Here is a 25,754-nt window from a genome sequence, read left to right as displayed (position 1 = left end):
GGTTCCATGCCGATGCCAAATTGAGTTTGATTGCGGATATTGGAAAAGAAGAGTCTAAAAGAGTTAAGAATCAGTACAATTCGACCTTAAAGTACCATTTGCGGCCAAAATTAGGGTATCTTTGTAGCCGATTCAAAAAGATGTACTACCTGGCATCCGACTTAGTCCTAGCCTATTTTGAGTATAGAATGAAAAGATAACATATGGGATTCACACAGCTAATAAAAATATTCAATCCTTTTCAGAACTTCAACTACCTCCGGTATTCTGTTGGCATTGCCATAATGTTCAATGGGTTTCCGTTAGTGTTTTTTATACGTGACACCCTACATATTGGCCCAGCCAGTAATGTTTTCTCAGCATTCTTTTTCGCTTTTGCATTATTATTAATGCTTCCAACTCACCTGTTCTTAAGAATCTATAAACCGAACAGCACTCTTCTTAAGTATGCAATAGGGTTCATTGCATTGATAATGTATCACTTTTTTGCTTTTAATACCTCTGGCACTGACTGGTTTATAGAATTTGGAAATATTTTTTTTACGGTTGGTTTTATATTCCTACTTCTGCATATTCCAAATGAAGTTAAGGATACGCTTATTCATGTTTTATTCGTCTTTTCATTGTTTTCAAATCTAACGCTAGTTTATTCTCTAATGACAGATCCAAACTGGAAGATTGGAATGAGAGCTGCTGTAACATTTGAGAATGAAAATGCCCAAGCTGGTGGTAACCCACATATAGCAGCTAGGAACGCATTAATTTGTTTATTAACTAGTATATTGCTTTTTAGTTATTACAAGAATATTTTAATCAGACTTGGACTATTCTCAACAATTTTGTTTAGCCTTGGTGTAGTGGTGCTTGCACAAGTAAAATCAAGTATGCTAGCAATTGGACTCATGATTGGGTTCTTTTTACTTTTTAATTCCAGTCTGACAAGTGTAGTGCGATTTATAAAAAATTTAATTACCATTCGTTCATTAATTGTTATACTAGTAATGTATTTTGGTATTAACTTTTTAATGAACCGTTATTCCGAATTGTATGGCCTTGTCTATGGGTATTGGCATAATGGAGTGGATCGTATTTTGGATGTTCTTTTTACTGCCTTTGGAGTAAAATTTTCAGACACTGCTAATATTGATGCCTCAGCGATGGGCAGGGTGTCGAGCTTTAACTATTTTAGCCTTACTTTAAAATCGCCGGAAATTCTCTTGTTTGGCAGAGGGTATAAATCATTATTTATGGATGTACCGCTTTTGGAGTCTCTTATAAACCATGGAATTTTCGGTCTTATCTTTTTTGGTGGTTTTAATTACTATTTATTTAAAAGTACTATAAAAGAATTAAAGGAAAAATCAAATATCCTTACTCAATTCCTAGCGTATTTCTTTATATATTTTATTGTACTGCTGGTTTCAAACGGCCGTCCCTATGATGTATCATTTTGGTTTCCATATGCAGTAATGATTCGTTTTCTGGGAGTAAAATATCTTAATAACTTCCAATCTTCCCAAAGGAATGACGAATTGCAATTAACTTATCCCTAAGAGCGTGTTTGTATAAATGAGGGAAGTGTGTAGTAAAGACCATTTCTTTAAGCCTTAGTTTCAAAAATTTAGAAGACTTTACTTTTTGTTATTTTTTAAATACCTAGAATTTATTTTTTTGCACTGCTTGTCTTGTAAACTTTTAATGGAATACCGGCAAACTCATTAAATTCAATAATGGGTTCTAAACCTTCCAAGGTTCGTTCTGTCAGCAAGTATGTGTATTCTCCATTAAAAAAATCCTGAAGTGCCTTATCCCATTGAACACTATGGCTTGCTAATTCCGTATTATCAAGATATACTTCGAAATTATAAAAGCGCTTGTTTTCAGTTCTATTATATTTCAATAACAGCTGGTATTGAAGGTCGTAAAGGCGCTCATCCTCAAATGCAAAAGCACTGGTAGAAATGGGAATGTTTTGCTTTGCCATCTGACGATTTGGACTATTACCAAGTAAGTAATTCAATTTCCTTATCATTTTAGTGGTATCTCGATTTTGCTCAATTTCTTTTTGTAATACCTCCTCCGATTTTGCAATGTAAAACTCCATTTCTGGTAAAACAAGAAGCCTTGAATTCTGTGGTAAGCCTTGAATCCAATTAAATGCTTCATGTAAGTTTTGTTTTTGGCGAGTTCTGTTTTGGTATTCCACGTAATTCCATAAGTTTGATGTTACCAGAAGTATAACGATTACAGATGCTAAGTACTTTCCTATTTTAAATGATTTTCTGGCCAAATAGCCTAAACCTAAACCTGTGCATATAATGGTAATTGTGGCTGCTGGAAGTACGTGTGTATCATAGATCTTAGCAGAACGTAAAACCATCAGCAAAAACAGCATCCAGTTTATTATTATAACCCAATAAATCATTTGCCTTTGTCTAATTAATGTATAAACACCAACTAAGCAACTTACTAGTACTAAATAGCTTGCTGGATTTTCAAAATAACTTATTATGTACCCTTTATTGAAGAGCGTTTCCATTGGCTTATCATTCATTTTGGCAATAATTCCTCCAATAAAGGACTTTGCCACCACCAATGGATCAGTCAAAATAAAAGGGCATAGGGCTAAAAGTATTATTAGAAATCTACCAGTTAAGTTTAAAACTATACGCCAGCGGTTATTTTGAGGTAACAATAAATAAATACTAATAAAAATTATTGGAGAAATAAATAGAAAAAGGAATCGTTCTGCCACTACAACAGCGAATAAGACTACCAAGGTACGCGCTTCATTAATAGTAATATTTTCTGAAAATATTAGTTGAAGTGCTATAAACATAAATATGCTTCCCGAAATTCCTTCAGGGCGTAAAACCGGAGCGTTAAACCAGACAGTATAAGAGGTTACTATTAAAACTGAAAGGATTATTTGAACAGGAGGTGTCAGTAAATAGTGATTTTTTTGATAAATAGAGCGAACTGATAAAATCAAAAAGTAACCTATTATGATCAATTGTACACTTCTACCAACGAGCAGGTATTCAGTTCGATCTGTTAGATATTGATAAGCTCTATAGTCAATCGCTTCAAAAACTTCAAAGAAGCTATTAAAGGTGGCAAAGTTTTGAAAAATTGAAATGAGACAATCAATCCCAAAGAGTATAGAGAATATTAGTAAACTTGGGGTTGCAGGCCAATCAAGGCAACGTGGGGTCATGCCAAACCAGAGAAAGACGCCTGAATCAGCAATATAGTTTTCATCAACTGTGTAGTAAGCAAAAAACGGAGGAGCGATAACGCTAGCATAAAAGGTATAAAGCCAAATAATTCCCAAAAATGTAAAAACCGCTACTTGATCCTTTTTTTCTTTAATCATGATGAAATTCTTGAAGTTTGACTTTTAAAACAAAGAAAGTATAAATTTGCTTTATGGATTCACAAACTTAATAAACCCAAATGCGGATATTTATTACTGGAGTCATAATTTTTATTACCATACTTTGCCTTGCCGAAGTAGCACTACGCTATAAATTTGGGTTTTTACAAGCTCCATTGTATGTAGAAGACCCTGATTATGAGTACATTTATGCTCCAAATCAAAATGTTGTACGTTTTGGTAACCGTGTTCGAACAAATAGCTTTTCAATGAGAAGTAATCCAATTAATTCTTCATCAGATACAATTGTTATTCTTCTGGTAGGTGATTCGGTTATTCTAGGAGGCAGTTTGAGTGACCAGGATAGTATTGCTTCGACAATGCTTGAGGGAAGGCTAAGCCAAAGCCTTAACCAACGAATTCGGGTATTGAATATTTCGGCGGGTTCCTGGGGGCCTGATAATGCAGCCGGATATTTAAAAAAATTCGGCCTGTTCAATGCTGATTTGTTGTGCCTTGTTACCAGTAGCCACGATGCGCACGATATAATGGGCAATGAACCTATTGTAGGTATTAACCCCAATTTCCCAAAGTATCAGTATAGTTTAGCACTTGAGGAGCTTTGGATTCGTTATCTATACCCCCGTTATTTTCAGAAGTATTCAGAAGGCGGAATACACTTTGCCCCCATTGTCAATACCAATCAGGGAACAGGTATCCAAAAAAATGGCACCGGTTTTAACCCTGGTTATGAACAGCTTGCGTCCATAGCCCAAGAAAATAACATCCCTTTTCTTATCTATTTGCACCCGGAGATAGTTGAATTGGAAGGGGGTAGTTATAATAGTCAGGGTAAAGAAATAATACAATTTGCCACAGATAACAATATTCAGCTTATTGATGAGCTGGAGCTTGGAGTCACCTCCGAACTATATCGGTCGGGTGATAACGTTCATTACAATATAGCAGGTCAAAAGTTTCTGGCTAATCAGCTTTATCCAATTTTTTATAAGCATTTAAGTACCAAATTCTAATGCGCATACTAATCATCCACAACCAACTATGGGCTCATTATAAAGGTAAACTTTTCAGTGAAATTTACGCTATTTTAAAATCAAATTACCCCAACGCAAACTTTAAGGTAGTTCACATTGCTCTATATGAAGCAAGCCGAACAGTGATGCAGGACGATAGTAGCATAAAATATGAGTATCCTAATTGTGTACTTTTTCAAAAAGGTTTAGATTCGGTTAGCTTTATTTCTCGGCTTATAGCTTTATTTAAAGCCTATTTTGCGTATAAGCCAACTGTATTAAATATTACCGGCTACTTTGACTGGGCTCAGGTGCTCCTTATGTTCTATGCGCGTTCCAAGGGGGTTAAGGTGGTGCTTTCTTCGGAATCTTCGAGTATGGATAACAAGAGAGTAGGAATAAAAGAAAGCCTGAAATCAAAGATCGTCAATGCCGCTGATGCCTATTTCTGTTTTGGTACCTCTTCGGTGGAGTATTTAAAATCATTGGGGGTGCCGAATGAAAAAATTACTGTTCGTCAGGCGGCAGTAATTGACGAAAAAGTAATTCTTGAAGCTTATCAAAAGGGTAAGAGCGAAAAGCAGGCAGGTCAGGAATTACCGCTTTACAATTTTGTCTATGTAGGCCGACTGGCACCCGAAAAAAATTTGCTACTCCTGCTCAAAGCCTATCAGAATGTACGGGAAGTACTTCCGGAAGCCAAAAACTGGGGTATTATTTTCGTTGGGGACGGTACTGAACGAAAAAATCTGACTGATTATGCCGGGCAAAATAAACTAGCCGGAGTAAACTTTGCTGGCGGGTTTCCCTGGCATAAAGTCCCCGAATGGCTGGCTCATAGCAGTGTTCTGGTGTTGCCAAGTTTATCAGAACCCTGGGGATTAGTGGTAAATGAGGCCATGCTTTGTGGTTTGCCGGTAGTTGTCTCAAATAAATGCGGTTGCGTGGAAGACCTGGTTCAAAACGGGATCAATGGGTACTCCTTTCATCCAGCCAGTCAGCAGGAACTTGAAATTATATTGAAATTATTTATCAATGACCCCGAACGGATTAAACCCATGGGAGAGGCATCCAGGAAAATAATTTCCCCGTTTTCTTCGGAGAAAGTAGCAAAGGAAATGGTAACTACCTACCACCAGCTTTCGGTTTCGAAATAAGGCAAGATGCGGATACTCAATATTTGTTCATATAGTTGGGCCATTGGCGGGCCGGCCCGCACCATATTTGACAATACAACCCAAGCCCTACAACAAGGCCACCAGGTTGATATTCTCAGCCCAATTACTCCCGGCGACAAAGCATATCCGGTTCCCCCCGGCGCCCGGCTTTTTGAATGTAAGCGTACGCCCGGCGTCAGCAAAGTATTTCGTGAATTTTCAATTGAGCTTTACCACTTTCTAAAAATGCACATTCATGAATATGACATTATTCATATTCATGGGATTTGGCATTTTGGCAGTCTGGCCCCCTTTCTAACTTCCAACAAGGTACCTAAGGTTTTCACTATTCATGGTTTGCTGGATACATGGGCCTTAAAGCACAGTCAATGGAAGAAGCAGCTTGTAACCTTTCTGTTTCAAAAGAAACTCCTTGGCAAAGCAGCGCTGATTCATGTACTTAATACCGACGAAGAAGCAGACGTTATTCAGTACTTAGGGTACCGGCCCGGTAATTTAGTAGTGATCCCGAACGGGATGAAGATTTCTGACTATACAGATTTACCCCCGAAGGGTACCTTCCGGACTCAGTTTGGTATTTCAGCTAACAAAAAGCTGGTACTATTCATGAGCCGGCTGAATATTAAAAAAGGACTGGACCTGTTGCTACCGGCTTTTCAAAGATACAGCCTGAAACACCCCGATACGGTACTGGTACTTGCCGGACCGGATGATGGATATCAGGAAAAAGCCGAAGCCTTTATTAAGGAGAATCAATTGGAGTCAGGCATAAAGCTGGTGGGTATGCTTACCGATAAAATTAAAAAGGCAGCGCTGGCCGATGCAGATTTGTTTGTACTACCCTCCTATTCTGAGGGGTTTTCTATTGCAGTACTTGAAGCCATGGCTGCCAGGGTACCCACCTTGGTGTCGGAACGGGTGGGATTTGGCGAATACCTTAAAAAATACGACGCCGCCTGCCTGACTCCCTTAACCGTGGAGGGGGTTGAACAGGGCCTGCTGCAGACGTTGTCGAATAGTCAGTACCGTTTAGAAATTGCGGATAGGGCCTTTACTATGGTAAACAAACATTTTGACATTCAGGTGGTGGCAAAGCAATTGCTGGATGAATACCAAAAAATAAGCCCGGCACAATAACTTTACGGCAACAATACCACCCCAAACAGAGAGCTGACCTATGGTTGATTTATCGGTAATTATCCTTAGCCACAATGAATCCAAGCACATTGAACGATGTATTAAGAGCCTGTTGCCGTTAACCGATAAAATTTTTATAGTTGACTCTTACTCCACCGACGATACGGTGCAACTCGCTACCCAACTGGGTGCCATGGTGGTCCAGAATTCCTGGGTATCCTACGCTTTTCAATTCAATTACGGGATTCAACACAATCCGTTTCAGACTAAGTGGCTGATGCGGATGGATGCGGATGAATATATCACCTCCGAGCTGGCGGATGAACTGAACAGGAGACTAACGGACCTTCCGGAAAATATCTCCGGCCTGTATGTAAAGAGGCGGGTACTTTTCATGAACAAGTGGATAAAAAACGGTGGGTACTATCCTACCTGGCTGCTTCGGGTCTGGCAAAATGGTCAGGGGATATGTGAAGAATTATGGATGGATGAGCATATTAAGCTAAGCCAGGGTGACACCCTTAACCTCGAGCATGATATTGTAGACCATAATTTGAACAACCTGACCTGGTGGACACAAAAGCACAACAATTACGCAATACGGGAAGTCATTGATTTGCTGAATATTAAGTATAATTTTGATGAAAAGGAAACCGTAACTCCGGCGTTCTGGGGTACCCAGGAGCAACGGAAGCGGTATTTGAAAGTACGGTATGCCTCCCTCCCGCTCTTTACCAGGCCGGTTATGTACTTTTTATTCCGTTATTTTATAAAACTGGGATTTTTGGATGGAACAAAGGGACTTATCTGGCACTTTCTGCAGGGATTCTGGTACCGCTTCCTGGTTGATGCCAAGGTGTATGAAGTGTACCAAAAAGCCGGAAAAAACAAAAATGACATTATCATTCACTTTCTGACAGAATATGGAAAAGACCTTCGACCGGCGAACCGATCTGTCAAAATATGACAACAGCTGGTACCAGCCCGGAAGCCGTAGCAAGCGGTTCCTCTGGTTTATATTCGGAAGAATTTTCATTAATACCTACCTGCCGGTCCCAATCCGGATTAAGGTAAGCCTGCTGAAATTATTTGGTGCCCGCCTCGGGAAAAACATCACCATAAAGCCCAAAGTTAATATCAAATATCCCTGGTTTTTGACTGTGGAAGATAATGCATGGATAGGTGAAAACGTGTGGATAGACAACCTCACCAATATTAGCATAGGCAAAAATGTTTGCCTGTCACAGGGAGTACTTCTGCTGACCGGAAACCACGACTATTCAAGTACTGGGTTTGACCTGATTGTCAAACCGATTGTGCTGGAAGAGGGGGTCTGGATTGGTGCAAAATCCATTGTAGGTCCCGGCGTTACCGCCCATTCCCACGCCGTACTGGCCGTTAACTCAGTCGCTACCAAAAATCTGGATGCGTTTGGGATCTATCGTGGCAATCCGGCCGAATTTGTAAAAACAAGAGTTTTCAAAAAGTGAAGGTTTCTATCATAACAGTCGTCTACAACGCCGAAAGTACCATCCGAGATTGTATCGAATCGGTACTTAATCAGGATTATCAATCAGTCGAATATATAGTAGTTGACGGGGGCTCAACTGATAAAACCCTGAAAATTATCCGGTCCTACGGCTCAAAAATTGCCAGGGTTATCTCAGAGCCGGACCAGGGAATCTATGATGCTATGAACAAAGGCTTAGCTCTGGCCTCGGGTGATTTAATTGGCCTTATCAATGCCGACGATTTGTATGCCTATTCGGGTGTAGTTTCTGAGGTGGTGGCGGCGGTCAGGCACGATAATTCCGATGGAGCTTACGGAGACCTTCATTACGTGGACTCCCGGGTATTGTCCCAGGTGAAACGGAAATGGATATCGGGAAAATTTAAAAAGGGGCTTTTTAGCTGGGGCTGGATGCCTCCCCACCCGACATTTTTTTTAAAGAAGGAATGGTACCAGAAACATGGTACTTTCCGACTGGATATGGGAAGTGCTGCTGATTACGAACTCATGTTAAGGATGGTACATAAGTACCAAGCCCAACTGAGCTACATTCCCAAAATAATGATAAAAATGAGGATTGGCGGAGTGAGTAACAACAGTTTGGCAAATCGATTAAAAGCCAACAAAAATGATCGGAAGGCATGGAAAGTAAACCAGCTACAACCTTACTTTTTTACACTTTGGCTAAAACCCTTACGGAAGGTCATGCAGTTTGTAAACAAATAAATAATCGGCTACCTACAACCGTTTACTAACTTTTTTGCTCCTAAACCCGTACCCTATATAGTAGTTCTACCTAAAAAGTAAGATATTTGGACTGTTAAGGCATATTTATTATACTCAAAATGCCAGAACGTTTTAATAAGCCATGAAACACAACGTACTTGCTGATACACTGTTTGGAGGATTAACCATAAGCTTGCTTGACCATGAGGTATACCAGTGTGTACTGTCTTTTCTTATAGCTTGTTTTCTTTCTATTGTAGCCATACCCATCATTATCAATTTATCCGGATTACTAAACTTAACGGCAAAGCCCGGATTCCGGAGTGCCCACGATACCGAAACTCCAACCTTAGGCGGAATTGCCCTTTACGCCGCCACCATCATCGCCTTCTTTTTGTGGCCCCATGCCGATGAGGTAAAGGATTTTAACCTGGCGAGCCTATCCATGGTGGGGCTTACCATCTTGTTCTTTCTGGGCTTAAAAGACGATATCCTGGCGCTGGATTCTACTAAAAAACTTTTGGTTCAAATATGCGCCTCCCTTACTCTGGTGGTCATGGGGGACTTCAAGGTAGATTATCTCTACGGAATATTTGGCTGGTACTATATCCCCGACTGGGCCAGCGTACCGCTTACCATTTTTATATTTATCTCCCTGATCAATTCAATCAACCTCATTGATGGCATTGACGGCCTGGCCGGCGGTATTAGCCTGATTGCGGGCCTGGGTCTGGGTATCTGGTTCCTGTTAAACCGCCATTACACATTTGCCTGTCTGGCCTTTTCGATGTCCGGAGGTCTGTTGGGATTCTTACGATTCAATTTCTCCAAAACCAGTAAAATCTTCATGGGAGATACGGGTTCGCTCGTTATTGGATTTCTGCTTTCCTTTTTTGCCATTGCCTTTCTGCGCCTGAATATCAGTTATCGCAACGACCCCAGCGCCTTCTTCAACGCTCCCATTGTGGTAATGGTCATGCTCATTGTTCCTATTTTTGATACGTTGCGGGTCTTTATTGTGCGAATAGTGAAAGGCGGCTCTCCCTTTGTGGCAGACCGTAACCACATGCACCACATCCTCATTGACAATGGTCTTTCGCACTTCCAGGCTTCTTTCTCGCTTTGGATGGTAACTATCGTGAATACTATCCTCTTCTTTTTATTCCACGGTGATTATTCCAATACCGTTTCTCTGTACATCTACATTGGCCTGTTCTTTATTTATATGGGTGTTTCTTACCTTCTCAAAAAGAGAGCCGTTGAGTTACGAGAGAAGAAGAAATTAGTCCAAACCACTACCTACAAAGAAGGTGGCCCTTCTATTACCAAGCAGATTCTGAAAGATTTATAGTAGTAAAGTTTCTCCTGCCGGGCAACTAGCCTCCCTTTAAAAGGCTGTTTGTCTTCATCATGCTTCAATAGTTCGTACCTTAGCGACAAACATGACCGCCATTGTATGAACCAAAAGATCCGCAAAGAGGACGCCCTCCATTATCACTCTAAAGGCAGACCCGGAAAAATTCAGGTAATCCCGACCAAAGAAACCAACAGTCAGCGAGACCTTTCCCTGGCTTACTCCCCGGGTGTGGCTGAACCTTGCCTTGAAATTGCCGACAACCCGGAAAGCGTTTACCAATATACCGCCAAGGGCAATCTGGTGGCAGTCATTAGCAATGGTACAGCGGTACTCGGCCTGGGTGACATTGGACCAGAGGCCTCCAAACCAGTAATGGAGGGGAAGGGCCTACTTTTCAAAATCTATGCCGATATTGATGTTTTTGATATTGAACTGGACACCAAGAATGTGGATGAGTTTGTCCGGACGGTGAAAATACTTGAGCCGACTTTTGGCGGCATCAATCTGGAAGACATTAAGGCACCGGAATGCTTCGAAATAGAAGCCCGGCTCAAAAAAGATTTGAAAATACCGGTCATGCACGATGACCAGCATGGTACCGCTATTATCAGCGGTGCTGCCCTGCTCAATGCGCTTGAACTGGTAAAAAAAGACATCAGCAAAGTCAGGATTGTGGTTTCGGGAGCGGGAGCCTCAGCCGTGTCGTGTACCAAGCTATATTTGTCTTTGGGGGCTGACCCGGCCCATGTGGCCATGTTTGACCGCAAAGGGCACATAAATACCGGTAGAACCGACCTGGACAGCCTGAAAGGGCAATTCGCCACCGACAATCAATACCAGTCGCTGGAACAGGCTTTGGAGGGAGCAGATGTTTTCCTGGGACTATCAGTTGCCAATGTAGTATCGCAGGATATGGTCAGATCAATGGCTGAAAATCCTATTGTGTTTGCCATGGCCAATCCTGATCCGGAAATTACCTACCCTGACGCCGTGGAAGCCCGCCAGGATATTATTATGGCTACCGGCCGGTCCGACTACCCCAACCAGGTAAACAATGTATTGGGCTTTCCTTATATATTCAGAGGAGCGTTGGATGTACGGGCCACCGAGATAAACGAAGCCATGAAACTGGCCGCCGTTCGGGCACTGGCCGACCTGGCCAAAAAGCCGGTACCCGACATTGTTAATCTGGCCTATAATGAAACTAACCTGGCTTTTGGGAAGGAGTACATTATTCCTAAGCCCGTTGACCCTCGCCTGTTAACTACCGTGGCTCCTGCCGTAGCCCGCGCGGCCATTGAAACTGGAGTTGCCCGGAAGGTGATTTCTGACTGGGATGCCTATGAACAGGAACTTTCCGGTCGGCTGGGCCGCTACGAACGACTTTCCCGCGTTATCCTCAACAAAGCAAAATTAAATCCCAAACGAGTCGTATTTGCTGACGCCGAGAATACCCAGGTACTCAAAGCCGCGCAGCAGGTAAAGGACGAAGGTATCGCCATTCCTATTTTACTGGGCAATATTAAGACTATCCAGAACCTTATTGCTGAACACAAACTGGATTTAAACGAAGTAACAATCATTGATCCCCGGGCACCGGAAAGCGAATCTACCATTGATAAATACGCAGATATCCTTTTTACAAAAAGGAAAAGGAAGGGAGTGACCCCTTCAGAAGCCCGGAGAATGATTTACTACCGCAATTACTTTGGGTCCATGATGGTCGAAAATGGCGAGGCTGATGCCTTTATTTCGGGCCTCACCCGTACCTACCCCGACACCATCCGGCCGGCCCTGCATGTAATTGGAAAAGAAGAAGGCGTGAATCGGGTGGCAGGTATGTATATTCTGCTTACCCCCCGTGGTCCCCTGTTTTTTTCGGACACTACGGTTAATCTGGACCCAACCGTTGAGGAATTGGTAGAAATAACCGAACTGACAGCCCGTGCCATTGAGCGTTTTAATATCAAACCCCGGATTGCCCTGGTAACCTATTCAAACTACGGAAGTGCTGGTGGTACCGATGCGGAGAAAATGAGTAAGGCCGTGGCGGCCCTGAAGAAAAAACACCCGGACATGGTGGTAGACGGTGAACTACAGGCGCATCTGGCCTTTGATACCCAGCTACTCCAACAGAACCATCCCTTTAGTGACCTGATTGAAGGCGGTGCTAATACGTTAATTTTTCCTAATCTTTCGGCCAGTAATATTGCCTATAACCTGCTCAAAGAAGCCGCCCAACTTGAAACCATTGGACCTATCCTTTTAGGATTAAAAAAACCAGTACATGTCCTTCAATTGGGAAGTACCGTTCGGGAAATTGTGAACATGGTTGCTATAGCCGTAGTCGAGGCTCAGATGAAGAATTAGGTACTACTGATGAAGAGCTAAGGTACGTTAAACAACAAGACCAGATAACGGTAGCTACCTGGTCTTCTTGTTTAGAATGTTTTTAGTCCTGATTATTGTCCGGCAGCCAGGTCTACGGTAATGTTTCTATCGGGGTACATATCGGCTTTCAGGATCATTTCCTTGATCATATCCCGGTGGGAATTTGTAATCATATGACCCGCTTTCGGGAGTAAGATAAACTGGGCCTGATTGCTAGGTATATGCTTCTTGGCAAATTCAATATTGGCCGGATCGGCAATCCAGTCATTTCCTCCCTGAATGACCGTGGTTGGTACGGTTAAGTTTTGCCAAATGGGAAGTACCTGCCTTAATTCCCGGGCATGGGCGTACTTTTCGGCAGTGGCAGCATTAAACTCCCGGGGAAGGAATAGTTTAACTATTGGGTTACGGCCCCATTTGGAGAACCAGTAAAAGCGCTCCCGGTCCGGGTCAATCACCGGCGAAACCATAATGAGCTGCTTTACATCTTCCGAGGATAACACTGTTAACTGGGCTGCAATGGCTGCTCCGTACGACCTTCCCAGTACTATAACCTTTTCCTTTGATTTATTCAGGTTGAGGACGGGTAGCAAACTCCGCGCCTGCATTTCAATAGAAGTTACGAATCGCTTCTTTTTCCACCTGGACTTACCATAGCCCAGCCGGTCTACCGAAACTATATGAAATTTTTTCTGTAGTTCGGGATCATCCAGCAGATTCATATACCCCCACCAGGCACCCGGTGCCCCGTGAATAAGGAGTAACATGGGCAGTGTATCTGCACCAACCGTAGCAACCTGAATGCATATTGAATCATTTTCGATACACATGACAGTGGGCTTTACTTCCCTGTTTACGTAATGCCTTTTGACATCACGCGCGGTAGTTCGGTACTTGGAAAAGCAGGATGTAAACAGAAACGGAGCGAAAAATAAGAGTATGTATAAGGCAAAAGATTTGGTGATTCTCATAAATAGTTTCATTTTAATAAGTACATACCAATCGCAATAAACCTAAAATACAGATAAAAAAGCTGGCTTACAAGTACTTACTTCATGTATATAAAATAGTTGTTCCCGGAATTTTTTAATCAATTGCCTTAACAACCTTATTTTCAGCCGTTTATTATGTATTTCCTTTTTTAATCAGGATTCATTTAATATAAAAAATTAAAAACAGGATTATTTACCCTATTAAAATCTGATTTTTTTGTTTCTTACCGGGTAAAAATTGGGTATTTTCTGGTACAGGTAATTTTACTTGGTCAACAGATTTTCAAGTACCCGGGTTCGCATTAAGGCTCGTGAATCCATGGTGGCCCAATAAAAATAATGCGGGAAACAATCTTTTCAGCTGTATCTTTGTTAGGAAAACATCCAGATAATTGGGCTTTTAACCTATTACCAGCAGTTCCTGATGACGTTTGAACAGCAAGAGATTTTCTTTCAGCGTTTAGCCGACCAAAATCAACAGTATCGCTACCGCCTTCCTTCGCGGCACGAGGGCGGCCATTTCTTACAGCGATTGATCAATTTCCTCTTCCCCATTTGTCAGGATTGCAAAGAGTCTAACAATCCGGCCGGATTACCGGCGGCTTACCGTGAGTTACAGCTACAGCTTGATTGCCTGCTCAAACCCTTGGAACCTCAACTTGAAAAAAGTCGGGAAGAGGTGGGGGAATGCTTTTTCTCGCAGCTAGCTGCCACCTATGAGCTTATTATGCTGGATGCCCAGGCTATTACAGACAACGATCCGGCTTCGGTAGGTATAGAAGAAGTTATTGCAATATATCCGGGTTTTATGGCCATTGCATCCTACCGGATTGCACACCTGCTCATGCAGTGTGGCGTACCTCTACTACCCCGTATGCTAACCGAATTTGCCCACGGGCTGACCGGCATTGATATCCATCCGGGAGCTACCATTGGTAAGTCATTTTTTATTGACCACGGTACCGGGGTAGTAATCGGAGAAACTACGCACATTGGCAACAATGTTAAAATATACCAGGGCGTAACCCTGGGAGCTACCTACGTAGCCAAGTCGCTGGCTTCGCACAAGCGACACCCTACCATTGAAGACAATGTGGTAGTTTACGCCAATGCCACCATTCTGGGTGGCAGCACGGTTGTGGGGCATGATTCGGTTATTGGGGGAAATGCCTGGTTAACCAAGAGTGTACCGCCATACTCCCAGGTCTATCACCAAAGCAAGGTGGAAGTAAAGCAGCAGATTGCATAAAAGAAAAGGGACGGCCAACCGTCCCTTTTCTTTTATGCAATTAAAACTAAATTTCTTACATCACGCTCCGGATAAAGCGCCGGACACCTTCCATATAAATGGGCTCGGCGTGGGCTATCGCGTAGCGTGGTTGGGTAGTCATAGTAATACAGATAAACCCATAGGTAAGGCACCACCACTCGTAGTAGGTTTTGGTTACCATTTCACCCGCTTTGGGCCGCAACGTAGCAATCATCTCCCAAACGGGATTTTTAACAATGTTCATTTCCTGAACATAAACCTGCTTGGACTGACAGTAGGCTCCTTCCAGATTAAACATAACCTGATAAACTTCCGGTTGCTCAACCGAAAAGTTCCAGATGCTCTGGGCAATTTCCGCCAGTTGTTTTTCGGGTTGTCGGTAAACGTGTTTAATGCGTTCAAATTCCTCCCTCAGCGTGGCGAAGCCTTCGGTCCGGATAGTTTCGAGCAGTTTGTCCTTACTTTCAAAATACTCATAAAGAATTGGGGGGCTGTACTCGATGACATCGGCGATCTTTCTGATGGAGACAGCCTGCCAGCCATCTTCACGGGCAATTTCTCTTGCCGTTTTGATAATGTCAGAACGTACCTGCTTTTTGAGACGTTCACGACGTTCGATGATTCCCATTCAGCAATTCTCGTGTTTTATGGTTGGATTAGAGTACCTGCTTTCAAATATAAAAAAACGAATGGGCAATCCAAACACTGTTAACCCTATTTCTTTAATACTTTTTTAATGAGCTAACAGTGGTAAAACTAATATCTACCACCGTTACCCCGGAAAGGTACTACTTATCAGGCACATAGCTGCTCAAGTACCCTCAGGATACCAAAATCTTCAACTTCCCCATTATAGCCACAATTTTCCAGGTCCATTACAAATCTATCTTTATCCGGTTCAATTTTCATTTTGACCGACGTTGTATTTCAACCCCTATTCCAGCTGCCTTAGTTGCACTGCGGTTTCACCTGGTCTGCTACAGCAATTTATGAAATAAGCTTTATTTCTTTTTTATGGATAGCAGGAATCCTTTCAGGTACTTACCAGTGTTTACCAGACGTATTGGCTGACTTTGGCTCAGAATTCCTTTCTTGAAAAAATGTTTTTACGTTTTGGGTATGATTTGTAAGTTTATTGCCACAACTTCATCCTTGTCTGCCACTTTTCAGGCTATACTTACTACATATAATTCTGAACTAATCTACTATGCAAAGTTACTGGGGTATTGATTTGGGAGGTACCAAAATTGAAGGGGTAATTCTTTCCAGTCCGTCACCGGATGCCGTGGTATTCCGTCACCGTATCGACACCGAATCCCATAAAGGGTACCAGCATATCATAAATAGAATAGCTACGCTAGTAGATATAATGAAGGCCGAAACCGGCTACCAGCCCGAGGCCTTGGGAATTGGTACTCCGGGTACTCTGGACCCGGCCCGCCAAACTATGAAGGGCAGTAATACCACCTGCCTGAACGGCATGCCGCTGCACCGGGATTTACAGGAAAGGCTGAAAATCCCGGTTTCCATTGCGAATGATGCCAACTGCTTTGCCCTGGCGGAGGCGCAGATGGGTACCGTTCAGGAAGTCGCTCCTAATTTCAGAAGTGTTTTTGGTGTCATAATGGGGACGGGTGTAGGCGGCGGCGTGGTACTTCGCGGAAACGACGGGCAACCCTTTGTACTGAATGGACTACAGGGTATCGGGGGGGAATGGGGCCACAATATTCTGGAACCCGGCGGAGACGACTGCTACTGCGGTAAACAGGGCTGCGTTGAACAGGTACTTTCGGGTCCGGCCCTGCAGCGCTACTACCAGAAAATTAGCGGTACCGCCCTCAAACTTCCGGTCATAGTAGAACGATACCACCAGGGAAACGACCCTCACGCCACGGCTACCATTGAACGGCTGCTTGAATCATTTGGACAGGCCATTACGGTTTTGGTAAACATTCTGGACCCGGACGCTATTGTTTTGGGAGGTGGTGTGGGAAACATTGACCTACTGTACACAGAGGGGCCAAAGCGGGCCGCTAATTATGTTTTTAACCATAGTTTTGAAACCCCTATCCTTCGGCCCAAGCTGGGTGATTCGGCGGGGGTTTTTGGCGCAGCCATGTTAACTGTCAGATAACACTGTTAAGTTTATAAAAACAGTCGGTGAAAAGAATCTTTTCTCCGACTGTTTCATTTCCTCCCAATTTAAAATAGAGATTGCTGCTGCTGGTTTAGCTCAGGATAGGTATAGGGTGCAATAACATCTTTGGAGTGGCTATCCGGTGCATGGGCACCGGTGAGCGGCCTAACGGTGTAAGCCTGCATGTCAGCGTCAGAAATGGGTAATAATACCTCCCGGATTTCCTCTTCGCTCAGCTCCTGTTTCAACCATTTCCTTTCATTTCCCACGGAAAGAATGGCGGGCATCCGCTCTTTGGTGTTATGAATATGGGCCATTAACGGATTGGCCGGAATGGTTATCAGTGTAAATGTTTGTAACACCTCCCCGGTCGCCGTATCTGTCCATTCATCCCACAGTCCCGCAATCGAGAATATTTTTGTGCTGGTCAGGGATACATAGTAGGGGTACTTCTTTTTCCCTACCTTCTGCCACTCAAAAAAACCCGTGGAAGGTATCAGACATCGTCTCGCCTTCCGATAGGACTCCCGGTAGGCGGGCTTTTCGTGGATGGATTCACTGCGGGCGTTCAGGGTACTGCTTTGCAGTTGCCGGGCTTTATCGGCACCTTTTACCCATTGAGGCAGCAGCCCCCACTGCAGGTATTGAAAGGTACTTGGGTTTTGGGCGGTCAGTATGGGCCAGTTTCCAAACTGAAAACCACTGGTCGCATAGGTAGGTATAAAGTCAGCTACCGCTTCTACTTCTGCCTTAAAGCGTTTGGCTAGTTCTTCGGCCGAAGCATCCAATGAGTTATAGTAACACATAGCCTAATCATTTAGTACTATACATTTTCCGGAACGGGAGCCGCTACCTTGCCAGTACTTACTTCATGAAAAAGACTGGGGGTACGGTGTTCAAGGCGTTCGGTCAGGCGGTAATTAGCATCCTGCGCGCGCACCTTGGGCCCGGTTGCCTCCGCCGACAGCTGAATGTTATGCTGGTAGGTGTCAAGTCTGACGGCTTTTTGGTTATCATTCAGGTAGTTTTTAAGTACCTGCTTCAGCTGAGACTTCAGGTACTCATCCATTATTGGATAAGTTACATCGATCCGTCGGTGCAGATTTCGGTAGGTCCAGTCGCCCGATGAAAGGTAAATCTCTTCTTTGCCCCGGTTAAAGAAGTGAAAGATCCGGGTATTTTCCAGGTACCTGTCTACCAGCCGTATCACGGTAATATTATCACTGATAGTGGGAAGTTCGGGAATGAGGCAGCAACAATCACTCACAATAATGGTAACGTCAACCCCGGCCCTACCCGCCTGGTACAGTTTCCCGATCAGCATCTGGTCCTGGAGCTGATTAATTTTAATGGTAATTACGGCTTTGAGGCCAGCCTTGCTGTTGGCAATTTCCCGGTCAATAAGCTCGACCATTTTTTTAACACCGTTAAATTGCGAAACCTGCAGGTAGTTAAACGGAAGGTACTTGTATTTTTTGGGTTCTTCGCGGGTACTCAGGTACCCAAACAACAGCTCCAGCTCGTTGGTAATGTCACGGTGGCTGGTCAGCAGGGCGTGGTCCACAAATTCCCGGGAGGTTAGTCGATAAAAGCCTCCGGTACCCAGGTACGCGTAGCGCTCCCAGCCTTTTTTAACTTTTCTTTTGACCAGGGCTACCTTGGCGTGGACTTTAAGGCCCGGTAGGCTAAATACTATTTTCACACCCGCTTCCTTCATTTTCCGGGCCCAGCGCAGGTTTTCCTGAATATCAAATTTGGCATTCAGTTCCACAAACGTAACTACCCGCTTCCCATTACGGGCTGCGCTAATCAATGAATTGACAATAAAGGAATTGGCGCTGATTTTATACAGAGAGACAAATATTTCCCTTACAAACGGATCAACGGCGGCTTCACTAAAAAACCGCACCACCGGATCAAAGGAGTGATACGGTAAGTGTAACAGTTGATCGTTGCGCTGCAGGGCCTCAAATACAGATTCTCCGCTTCGCAGCTCTACGTGATTGATCGCCTTTTGAAGGGGATAATCCAGCTTTTTGAAATTACCGGGAAAAGACGCCAGGTCCTGGTAGTAAAGGTACCGGCCCCGCTCGTGGAACTCCGACATCAGTACCCCCACCCGCAACGACAGGTACTCCCGCATTTCAAGTGGCATACCCATTTCACAAAAAAACTGATGGGGTTGAATAAAATTTCGTTTTTCGAGCTGCTTCGCGATTTTCTGGGCTACGGCCGGCGGGTAGTCGTCCTCCACCGAGAGCTCCGTATCCCGCTCGGTCCGGACGGTAAAGCAATCCATAACTTCGTAACCGGGAAAGAGGTCCGGCAGATTAAACCGCACCACATCATCCAGAAAGGCCACGTGTTTTAAACCGTCCTGATCGGGTAGTTCAACAAACCGGCCGAGCTGCTGCGAGGGAATGTTTACGTAAGCATACCAGACCTCAGAGGGTTCGCTGCGCCGCATGAGCCGGAGGACAAAGTACAGGTGATTGGGCTCAAAAATGGTGATTTTCGAACTACGTCGGCCGTTAAGAAACACCGGCTGAAGGTACCGAAATACTTTATCTACGAAGTACTTACGAACAAACTCCTGGTGTTCCGGAATAAAGCTTTCTTTGAAATACAAATGAACCCCATGCTGCTTAAGGTCAGGTACCACCAGGTTGGCCAGTATATCACCAAACTCACTCAATTGATTCTCGACGGTTTCGTTGATATGCTCCAGCAGCGGCTCAGGATATAAATTTAGCTTTTCCAGGATATCGGCGCTCACCTCCCGCATGGCCATCAGGGTGGGAATTCTTACCCGAAAAAATTCGTCCACGTGGTGAGAATAAAGGGCCAGGAAACGAAGGCGTTCCCGGGCAGGAACTGTCTCGTCCTTGGCTTCCAGCAGTAATCGGTAATTGTAGGATAGCCAGCTAAGGTTATTATCAAAATATGGATGGGATACGTCAATCATATTCGGCCTGAAGTAGAATCAAAATTTTCAACCAATATAACCACATTTGGCGGGGAAGACAACTTAACTTACTATACGAAAAAAGAAAACCCAAAACCACTATCCGGCCATAACCTTTAGGTAGGGGTTTACATGGAATTAAATTACACTACAAAGTATGCGATACAAAATGTAGGTTGTTCGGAACTACGGGTTTCGGAAGTTTGCGTGGGTATAATGACCTTCGGTACCGAATGGGGCTGGGGCGCCGACCAGCTTAAAGATTCGCTCGGTTGTCTGGAATTTCAGCTTTCCGGGGAGCATCTGCAAAAGCTAAACGAGCTAAGTAATATTGAAATGGGCTTCCCCCATGATTTCCTCAGCTCGGACGGAGTAAGGGATAATACCTTCGGCGGCCTATACCACAACCTCGATAACCATCGAAAATAAGGTAATAGAAGAAGAGTCCGGTCAAGCTTGACCGGACTCTTCTTCTATTATTTTTTTTTAGGATAGATTAACCACTAACCCTTCCCCAGGCATCGGGTGCTTTCCGCCAGTCCGTCAGGTTTAGGAGCTGGTCCTGCGTAATGTACTCTTTTTGTAAGGCCGCTTCAATCAAATGTCCGTAGTTACTCAGTACTTTATAGGATACCTGCTTCTCTGTAAAGTTGGCCACGGCGGTATCAAAGCCATAGGTAAAGATGGCAATCATACCCACTACCTCTACCCCCGCCTGACGCAGGGCATCCACTACTTTCAGCGAACTACCTCCGGTCGAGATAAGGTCTTCCATCAGTACTACTTTTTGCCCCTTTTCAAGTCTTCCTTCAATTTGGTTGCCCATACCGTGCTTCTTGGGCTCGGGACGTACATAGGCAAAAGGCAGGTTCAGTACATCCGCCACCAGCACCCCCTGGGCAATTCCGGCGGTAGCTACTCCGGCAATGGCGTCGGCGTCTGAGTAATAATTCTTTACCAGGTTGGCCAGTTCATCTTTAATATAGGTACGTATGTCAGGGTACGACAAGGCCACCCTGTTATCACAGTAGATGGGAGACATCCAACCTGAGCTCCACTGAAAAGGCTGGTCGGGGCTAAGTTTAATTGCCTGAGCTTCCAGTAGCATCTCAGCTACCCGGCGGGCTACGGCTTCCTGCGTTTTATCCATTATTAATCGTTGGTATCTTCCTTCGTATGTTGTACTATCAGTAGTTTGTCAATGCGGCTTTTGTCCATATCAACCACCTCAAAGCTGAACTGTTTCCAGCTAAATTTTTCGCCCGTCACGGGAATATCTTCCAGTACATGCAGCACGAACCCCCCCAGGGTATTAAAGCCAACCAGCTGTTTGCGTTCCGCTTCGGGCAGGGTCATTTCGAAGTAGTACAGAAAATCATCAAAAGGCAACTGCGCGTCAATGAGGTAGCTGCCATCTTCCCGTTTGACAATTTCGGATTCAAATTCATCCGCTTCTGAAATATCGCCAACAAGCACATCCATGATATCGTACATGGTTACCACCCCAAGTACCCCACCGTACTCATCGACAATTATCCCAAAATACACCTTCTGGTCCTTAAACCGTTCCAGGGCCTGGTAGGCGCGGTTACTTTCGGGCAGAAACAAAGGCTCCCGCTTAATGGCATTCAGGTTAGCCAGGTTTTCATCAATGTTATCCCCGATAAGGTCTTTGATATAGACCAGCCCTACCACATTGTCTACGGTATCTTTACAAAGGGGGTAAATGGCGTGTTTGGTTTCGTATACTTTTGCCTTATTCACCTCCACGCTATCCTCACTATCCAACCAGACAATTTCCTGCCGGTTTGTCATCAGGGAAGTCACCCGGCGGTCGCCCAATTGAAAAACATTATGTACTATTTCCTGTTCTATTTCTTCAAACACCCCTCCCGTAGTACCTTCCTGAATCAGGCTTTTTATCTCCTCCTCGGTCACCGAATTTTGACTGGGCTTAATGTTCAGGACACGAATTATCAAATCACTCGAAAGGCTAAGCAAGGCAATAAAAGGCATTGTAATTTTGGAGAGGACATTCATGGGACGCGCCAGATTCATGGCAATCCCCTCCGGATTGGCCATCCCAATCCGTTTGGGTACCAGTTCACCCAGTACCAGCGACAGGTAAGTTATCAGCAAAACCACCAGCCCCACGGCCAACGGGTGGCTATAAGGGCGAATTAAGGGAATGGCAACCAGCCAGGCTTCCAGGTCATTGGTAAGCTTATCACCACTGTACACCCCGGTCAGGATTCCAATCAGGGTTATGCCAATTTGGACGGTTGATAGAAATCGATTGGGAGAATTAGCTAGATCCAGGGCGGTTTTGGCCTTTTTGTTCCCATTCCGGAGAAAAGCCTCAAGTCGTGACTTTCGGGAAGATACCAGCGCTATTTCCGACATAGAGAAAATGCCGTTTAAAAGCACAAGTATGAATATAATTAAGAGTTCCAAGTAATCAGGGAATGATGTCGGTACAAATTTATCAATAATACTTACTGACTAAACTAAACTCTTTACTTAATTTTGTACAACGAAACGATGTTTACTACATGATTATATTTTTTGACGACCGTCCGGTAAAAATCGTTCGAACCAATGAGCTGACCCAGGCGGACATTTCACAGTTTGATCATATTAGTGACCTCCGTCTCAGCAAGCTGCGAAGTATACCCCTGTCCGGTCACGTGCTGCTGCTAAATACTAACGGTTCCATAGCGCTTCAGGTCATTGAGATGCTGCAAACGGAACCTCCCCGGGAGCTTTTGTCCATCACCCTCGCCACCCGTGACAAAGCCTCCGTGGTTGAAAAAATAAAAAGCCTGTTCAAGGTAATCAAGGCAGCCGGGGGTGTGGTGGTAAAGGAGAACAAGTGGCTGCTGATGTACCGTCGAAAAAAGTGGGACCTACCCAAGGGCAAACTCGATAAGGGAGAAACTTCCCGGAAAGCGGCTATGCGGGAAATAGAAGAAGAAACGGGAGTGACGGCCGTATTGAAAGATAAAATTTGTACGACCTGGCACACCTATACCTTCAACAATAACCGTATCCTTAAACGTACCAAATGGTACCTGCTCGACTGTGTGGATGACAGCAGGCTGGAACCCCAGCAGGAAGAGGATATTGAAAAGCTGGAATGGCTGTCGCCGCGACAGGCGCAGTCGGTACTTATCAATTCTTACAGCTCAATCCGTTACGTGGTGGAATGCCTGCAGCACATGCAGAACGTTACCGAACATTTATAGCGTTGCCGTTTTTTTGCCCAAAAGCTGCACCATTGGCCCATTCCTGTTGTTAAGCTGGAAGTGTACTTTCCACTAAAACCTACTACAACTATGGCTAATTTCAAGGAAATCATAGAGTCGGACCAACCGGTACTGGTTGATTTTTTTGCCGAATGGTGCGGTCCCTGCAAAATGATGAAGCCCGTGCTGGAAAACCTGTCTAAACAATGGGGCGATAAAGTACGAATCCTGAAAGTCGACATTGATAAAAACCCCAAAGCGGCGGCTCAGTACAAAATCCAGGGGGTACCTACCCTGATGATATTTCAGAAAGGACAAATAAAATGGAGACAGTCGGGCTTCATGGATGCTAAACAGCTGAACCAGGTAATTCAGAAAGTGGCTGCTGCCAGCTAAAATCTATGCCTGCTTTCTGTAAGCCCTTCTCTTTTTATTTCAATAGATTACCTAAGAATGTTTTAAGGTACCAAGCTTAACAGCAATTTAAGCAATAGTTGGTTTGGGCAGGTTGTAAGGCAGGAAGTTGTCAACATTTTGACCGTACCGGTGCAGGTCCCGGATTATACTAGAGCTGATAGGTGCCAGGTGGGGTGAAGTAATCAGGAAAACGGTTTCAATCTCTTCGTACACAAAACGGTTTACCTGGGAAATGCCGTTTTCGTACTCAAAATCGGTGGTATTGCGGAGACCCCGCAGCAAAAATTTAGCTCCTACCTCCCGGGCAATGCGCGCCGTCAGATCATCATAGGTAATAACTTTTACCCGGTCGGTGTCAAGGAAGGTACTTTCAATAAGTTCTTTGATCATCTCTACCGGGAAGTACCGCTTCTTGTTCGCATTATTTCCAATCCCGATCACTACTTCGTCGAACAGATTCAACCCCCGTAGTACTATATCTTCGTGGCCTTTGGTAAAAGGGTCAAAGGAACCGGGAAACAAGGCGATTTTCTTCATCTGGTCAAATAGTGGTGAACTCAGAGGTGCATCAGGCTGGTATTCAATAGACCAAAGTACCTATGCCCGGGAATATCATCAAAAAACGCTGTATACTTTAAACCCGCCGGACTTTGTCCGAAATGCAGGTGAGGCATAAAACGGGCCAGTTCGGTATAGGCATCAGCGTAGGGAGTAATTTCGCCGTACAGGTACAGCTTAATTTCTTCGGGCAGGTAGTTGAGCTGGTTCAGGGTAAATAACAGCAGGTAGGTAAGTTCCTGCGGCGTACTGTACCTGAACCGGTTGCAGAAAAGCAGCTTGCTGTTTTCTGAAAACAGCAGGGTCAGGTACTCGCCTTCGAAGCAAGCCGACAATATACGGGACTCGTTGTATTCTTTATGACTTCTCAGGACTCCCGAAATCAGCGGACTGGTCAGGTGGCAAAACTCAATTGACTGGAATGGGTATTGTCCCAGCAGCCAGTCGGACCAGGCGGAAGGAATCGTAAATACGTTATAAGCATCAACCTGAGGCAGGTAATGGTTCATAACCCGGTCTTCGGCTAGCACATTTCTCCCAAGTACCATTTTCAGGTACTCGGCACCGTATTCTTTACGGAACAAGGGGGCCGGTACAAGCGTAAACCCATTGGTATTGACCGCCACCCGGATATTCTTCCAGCTATCAGACCCCAGGAAGGCGTGCTCGGCCGTAATTTGCTTAAGCTTTTCGAGCAGTTCCCCCTTATTCAGGAAGGTGTCGGAGGCGTAGTCTTCCAGCCAGCGGCATTGCATACTTCCCTCCTGTACCGCACAAAAACGGAACCGCAGCTCGTCAATTTCAATGCACAGCGTACAGTGCCGGGTATCCTGCCCGCCAAACGACTCATCGGCCACTATGACTGTGGGTTGTAGTTCCTTCACTATGGATTGGAGTAGTGCCAATGGGGTGTGGTTTAAAATATTATTGTTTTAAATATCCGCTTAACCGATAAATATCATCGAGGGAATCACAAAAGGAAAACAACTGGTGTACCTCCTTCTGGGGAAATGATTTTATTTCTTCCATGGTCATGAGTTTCACCTCGTAAATAATCTGATTTCCTTCTTCCATTTCCGGATCAATCCCCAGTTTTACATCGCCGGAAACTATACGCGTTTCAAAAAACAGTTCCATGGCGTGCAGAGGAGGCTGCAAAAACTCATTGACAAAAAGCAGGTCGCCCGGTTCAATGATCAACCCGGTTTCTTCCAGGAACTCCCTTTTTAGAGCATCCAGCGCGTTTTCACCAAACTGTATCCCACCACCGGGCGGACACCAGAAAGTATCGGTAGGGCCTATACCCTTGTGCCGGACCATGAGCAGGCGGTCCTCAATCACACATATACCGCAGACCCGGGTCCGCAGGCGGTTGCCGTAGAGTCTGAAAACTTCCTCCCTTGTGGTATCCAATGAGTTCATTCGTTTTTGGAGCTGCAAATATAACCAACGAATAAGAAT

24 protein-coding genes are annotated in these 25,754 nt (G+C 44.4%); 14 read left to right on the top strand and 10 right to left on the bottom strand.

Annotation, left to right across the window (positions count from 1 at the left end):
- The first annotated feature begins 203 nt into the window (after window positions 1-203).
- Window positions 204-1,553, top strand: coding sequence for a hypothetical protein (locus tag VGN67_RS02940; RefSeq protein ID WP_327485273.1), 1,350 nt, complete (start codon window positions 204-206; stop codon window positions 1,551-1,553).
- 110 nt (window positions 1,554-1,663) lie between these two features.
- Here the strand turns inward: VGN67_RS02940 and VGN67_RS02935 are convergent, their stop codons facing one another.
- The gene (locus tag VGN67_RS02935) at window positions 1,664-3,376 is read right to left on the bottom strand and encodes a hypothetical protein (RefSeq protein ID WP_327485272.1); all 1,713 of its coding nucleotides are present in this window, start codon (window positions 3,374-3,376) and stop codon (window positions 1,664-1,666) included.
- An 80-nt stretch (window positions 3,377-3,456) separates the two neighbouring features.
- Between VGN67_RS02935 and VGN67_RS02930 the strand changes: the two genes are divergently transcribed.
- The 8 genes from VGN67_RS02930 to VGN67_RS02895 all read left to right on the top strand — a co-directional run bounded on the left by VGN67_RS02930 (window position 3,457) and on the right by VGN67_RS02895 (window position 12,688).
- Window positions 3,457-4,410, top strand: coding sequence for a hypothetical protein (locus VGN67_RS02930; protein WP_327485271.1), 954 nt, complete (start codon window positions 3,457-3,459; stop codon window positions 4,408-4,410).
- Between the two features lie 377 nt (window positions 4,411-4,787).
- Window positions 4,788-5,567 carry a glycosyltransferase family 4 protein gene (locus VGN67_RS02925; protein ID WP_327485270.1) on the top strand — a complete coding sequence of 260 codons (780 nt, stop codon included), beginning with the start codon at window positions 4,788-4,790 and terminating at the stop codon, window positions 5,565-5,567.
- Window positions 5,568-5,573: 6 nt separating this feature from the next.
- Window positions 5,574-6,725, top strand: coding sequence for a glycosyltransferase (locus VGN67_RS02920; protein WP_327485269.1), 1,152 nt, complete (start codon window positions 5,574-5,576; stop codon window positions 6,723-6,725).
- Between the two features lie 40 nt (window positions 6,726-6,765).
- Window positions 6,766-7,692 (top strand): glycosyltransferase family 2 protein, encoded by a 927-nt coding sequence (locus VGN67_RS02915; RefSeq protein ID WP_327485268.1) that lies wholly within the window; start codon window positions 6,766-6,768, stop codon window positions 7,690-7,692.
- On the top strand, window positions 7,649-8,215 hold the full coding sequence (locus tag VGN67_RS02910) for a WcaF family extracellular polysaccharide biosynthesis acetyltransferase (protein WP_327485267.1): 567 nt from the start codon (window positions 7,649-7,651) through the stop codon (window positions 8,213-8,215). The genes VGN67_RS02915 and VGN67_RS02910 overlap by 44 nt, the downstream gene beginning before the upstream one ends.
- Window positions 8,212-8,961: a glycosyltransferase family 2 protein gene (locus VGN67_RS02905; protein WP_327485266.1), complete on the top strand. Its 750-nt coding sequence runs from the start codon at window positions 8,212-8,214 to the stop codon at window positions 8,959-8,961. Before VGN67_RS02910 ends, VGN67_RS02905 begins: the two co-directional genes overlap by 4 nt.
- 142 nt (window positions 8,962-9,103) lie before the next feature.
- Window positions 9,104-10,312 carry an MraY family glycosyltransferase gene (locus tag VGN67_RS02900; protein WP_327485265.1) on the top strand — a complete coding sequence of 403 codons (1,209 nt, stop codon included), beginning with the start codon at window positions 9,104-9,106 and terminating at the stop codon, window positions 10,310-10,312.
- A 105-nt stretch (window positions 10,313-10,417) separates the two neighbouring features.
- Window positions 10,418-12,688, top strand: coding sequence for an NADP-dependent malic enzyme (locus VGN67_RS02895; protein WP_327485264.1), 2,271 nt, complete (start codon window positions 10,418-10,420; stop codon window positions 12,686-12,688).
- A gap of 92 nt (window positions 12,689-12,780) precedes the next feature.
- On the opposite strand, the gene VGN67_RS02890 is transcribed toward VGN67_RS02895, so the two are convergent.
- Window positions 12,781-13,476 (bottom strand): alpha/beta fold hydrolase, encoded by a 696-nt coding sequence (locus VGN67_RS02890; protein WP_327485263.1) that lies wholly within the window; start codon window positions 13,474-13,476, stop codon window positions 12,781-12,783.
- Window positions 13,477-14,125: 649 nt separating this feature from the next.
- Here VGN67_RS02890 and epsC point away from each other — a divergent pair.
- On the top strand, window positions 14,126-14,950 hold the full coding sequence (gene epsC, locus VGN67_RS02885; RefSeq protein WP_327485262.1) for a serine O-acetyltransferase EpsC: 825 nt from the start codon (window positions 14,126-14,128) through the stop codon (window positions 14,948-14,950).
- A 55-nt stretch (window positions 14,951-15,005) separates the two neighbouring features.
- Here the strand turns inward: epsC and VGN67_RS02880 are convergent, their stop codons facing one another.
- On the bottom strand, window positions 15,006-15,599 hold the full coding sequence (locus tag VGN67_RS02880) for a TetR/AcrR family transcriptional regulator (RefSeq protein ID WP_327485261.1): 594 nt from the start codon (window positions 15,597-15,599) through the stop codon (window positions 15,006-15,008).
- A 579-nt stretch (window positions 15,600-16,178) separates the two neighbouring features.
- Between VGN67_RS02880 and VGN67_RS02875 the strand changes: the two genes are divergently transcribed.
- Window positions 16,179-17,105, top strand: coding sequence for an ROK family protein (locus VGN67_RS02875; protein ID WP_327485260.1), 927 nt, complete (start codon window positions 16,179-16,181; stop codon window positions 17,103-17,105).
- Between the two features lie 68 nt (window positions 17,106-17,173).
- On the opposite strand, the gene VGN67_RS02870 is transcribed toward VGN67_RS02875, so the two are convergent.
- Together VGN67_RS02870 and ppk1 are read right to left on the bottom strand one after the other, a co-directional pair.
- Window positions 17,174-17,914, bottom strand: a complete 741-nt coding sequence (locus tag VGN67_RS02870; RefSeq protein ID WP_327485259.1) for an SOS response-associated peptidase — start codon at window positions 17,912-17,914, stop codon at window positions 17,174-17,176.
- Between the two features lie 17 nt (window positions 17,915-17,931).
- Window positions 17,932-20,073: a polyphosphate kinase 1 gene (ppk1, locus tag VGN67_RS02865; RefSeq protein WP_327485258.1), complete on the bottom strand. Its 2,142-nt coding sequence runs from the start codon at window positions 20,071-20,073 to the stop codon at window positions 17,932-17,934.
- Window positions 20,074-20,205: 132 nt separating this feature from the next.
- Between ppk1 and VGN67_RS02860 the strand changes: the two genes are divergently transcribed.
- Entirely contained in the window at window positions 20,206-20,502 is a 297-nt protein-coding gene (locus tag VGN67_RS02860; protein ID WP_327485257.1) for a hypothetical protein, read from the top strand.
- Between the two features lie 67 nt (window positions 20,503-20,569).
- Here VGN67_RS02860 and pyrE read toward each other — a convergent pair whose 3' ends face one another.
- Window positions 20,570-21,223, bottom strand: coding sequence for an orotate phosphoribosyltransferase (gene pyrE / locus VGN67_RS02855; RefSeq protein WP_327485256.1), 654 nt, complete (start codon window positions 21,221-21,223; stop codon window positions 20,570-20,572).
- A gap of 2 nt (window positions 21,224-21,225) precedes the next feature.
- Window positions 21,226-22,527 (bottom strand): hemolysin family protein, encoded by a 1,302-nt coding sequence (locus VGN67_RS02850; RefSeq protein ID WP_327485255.1) that lies wholly within the window; start codon window positions 22,525-22,527, stop codon window positions 21,226-21,228.
- A 98-nt stretch (window positions 22,528-22,625) separates the two neighbouring features.
- Between VGN67_RS02850 and VGN67_RS02845 the strand changes: the two genes are divergently transcribed.
- Window positions 22,626-23,318, top strand: a complete 693-nt coding sequence (locus VGN67_RS02845; protein WP_327485254.1) for an NUDIX hydrolase — start codon at window positions 22,626-22,628, stop codon at window positions 23,316-23,318.
- Between the two features lie 90 nt (window positions 23,319-23,408).
- Window positions 23,409-23,714, top strand: coding sequence for a thioredoxin (gene trxA, locus VGN67_RS02840; protein WP_327485253.1), 306 nt, complete (start codon window positions 23,409-23,411; stop codon window positions 23,712-23,714).
- An 87-nt stretch (window positions 23,715-23,801) separates the two neighbouring features.
- Here trxA and coaD read toward each other — a convergent pair whose 3' ends face one another.
- From coaD to VGN67_RS02825, 3 genes are read right to left on the bottom strand one after another with little or no spacing between them, the layout of a single operon-like run.
- A complete protein-coding gene (gene coaD, locus VGN67_RS02835) occupies window positions 23,802-24,272 on the bottom strand; it encodes a pantetheine-phosphate adenylyltransferase (protein WP_327485252.1) in 471 nt (156 codons plus the stop codon).
- 20 nt (window positions 24,273-24,292) lie between these two features.
- A complete protein-coding gene (locus VGN67_RS02830; protein WP_327485251.1) occupies window positions 24,293-25,198 on the bottom strand; it encodes a DUF3822 family protein in 906 nt (301 codons plus the stop codon).
- A gap of 19 nt (window positions 25,199-25,217) precedes the next feature.
- A complete protein-coding gene (locus VGN67_RS02825) occupies window positions 25,218-25,715 on the bottom strand; it encodes an NUDIX domain-containing protein (protein ID WP_327485250.1) in 498 nt (165 codons plus the stop codon).
- Between the last annotated feature and the right edge of the window lie 39 nt (window positions 25,716-25,754).

This window comes from Telluribacter sp., assembly GCF_035998675.1.
Classification (GTDB): Bacteria; Bacteroidota; Bacteroidia; order Cytophagales; family Spirosomataceae; genus Telluribacter.
This window is presented reverse-complemented; position numbering and strand designations above follow the sequence as displayed.

What these genes read in the sequence shown, in the direction of transcription:
- VGN67_RS02895 (WP_327485264.1), top strand. Translation starts at nt 10,418, where the DNA reads ATGAACCAAAAGATCCGCAAAGAGGACGCCCTCCATTATCACTCTAAA.
- VGN67_RS02915 (WP_327485268.1), top strand. Translation starts at nt 6,766, where the DNA reads ATGGTTGATTTATCGGTAATTATCCTTAGCCACAATGAATCCAAGCAC.
- VGN67_RS02925 (WP_327485270.1), top strand. Translation starts at nt 4,788, where the DNA reads ATGGATAACAAGAGAGTAGGAATAAAAGAAAGCCTGAAATCAAAGATC.
- pyrE (WP_327485256.1), bottom strand. Translation starts at nt 21,223, where the DNA reads ATGGATAAAACGCAGGAAGCCGTAGCCCGCCGGGTAGCTGAGATGCTA.
- ppk1 (WP_327485258.1), bottom strand. Translation starts at nt 20,073, where the DNA reads ATGATTGACGTATCCCATCCATATTTTGATAATAACCTTAGCTGGCTA.
- VGN67_RS02860 (WP_327485257.1), top strand. Translation starts at nt 20,206, where the DNA reads ATGGAATTAAATTACACTACAAAGTATGCGATACAAAATGTAGGTTGT.
- VGN67_RS02940 (WP_327485273.1), top strand. Translation starts at nt 204, where the DNA reads ATGGGATTCACACAGCTAATAAAAATATTCAATCCTTTTCAGAACTTC.
- coaD (WP_327485252.1), bottom strand. Translation starts at nt 24,272, where the DNA reads ATGAAGAAAATCGCCTTGTTTCCCGGTTCCTTTGACCCTTTTACCAAA.
- VGN67_RS02920 (WP_327485269.1), top strand. Translation starts at nt 5,574, where the DNA reads ATGCGGATACTCAATATTTGTTCATATAGTTGGGCCATTGGCGGGCCG.
- VGN67_RS02910 (WP_327485267.1), top strand. Translation starts at nt 7,649, where the DNA reads ATGGAAAAGACCTTCGACCGGCGAACCGATCTGTCAAAATATGACAAC.
- VGN67_RS02930 (WP_327485271.1), top strand. Translation starts at nt 3,457, where the DNA reads ATGCGGATATTTATTACTGGAGTCATAATTTTTATTACCATACTTTGC.
- trxA (WP_327485253.1), top strand. Translation starts at nt 23,409, where the DNA reads ATGGCTAATTTCAAGGAAATCATAGAGTCGGACCAACCGGTACTGGTT.
- VGN67_RS02825 (WP_327485250.1), bottom strand. Translation starts at nt 25,715, where the DNA reads ATGAACTCATTGGATACCACAAGGGAGGAAGTTTTCAGACTCTACGGC.
- VGN67_RS02875 (WP_327485260.1), top strand. Translation starts at nt 16,179, where the DNA reads ATGCAAAGTTACTGGGGTATTGATTTGGGAGGTACCAAAATTGAAGGG.
- VGN67_RS02890 (WP_327485263.1), bottom strand. Translation starts at nt 13,476, where the DNA reads ATGTTACTCCTTATTCACGGGGCACCGGGTGCCTGGTGGGGGTATATG.
- VGN67_RS02870 (WP_327485259.1), bottom strand. Translation starts at nt 17,914, where the DNA reads ATGTGTTACTATAACTCATTGGATGCTTCGGCCGAAGAACTAGCCAAA.
- VGN67_RS02880 (WP_327485261.1), bottom strand. Translation starts at nt 15,599, where the DNA reads ATGGGAATCATCGAACGTCGTGAACGTCTCAAAAAGCAGGTACGTTCT.
- VGN67_RS02845 (WP_327485254.1), top strand. Translation starts at nt 22,626, where the DNA reads ATGATTATATTTTTTGACGACCGTCCGGTAAAAATCGTTCGAACCAAT.
- VGN67_RS02900 (WP_327485265.1), top strand. Translation starts at nt 9,104, where the DNA reads ATGAAACACAACGTACTTGCTGATACACTGTTTGGAGGATTAACCATA.
- epsC (WP_327485262.1), top strand. Translation starts at nt 14,126, where the DNA reads ATGACGTTTGAACAGCAAGAGATTTTCTTTCAGCGTTTAGCCGACCAA.
- VGN67_RS02935 (WP_327485272.1), bottom strand. Translation starts at nt 3,376, where the DNA reads ATGATTAAAGAAAAAAAGGATCAAGTAGCGGTTTTTACATTTTTGGGA.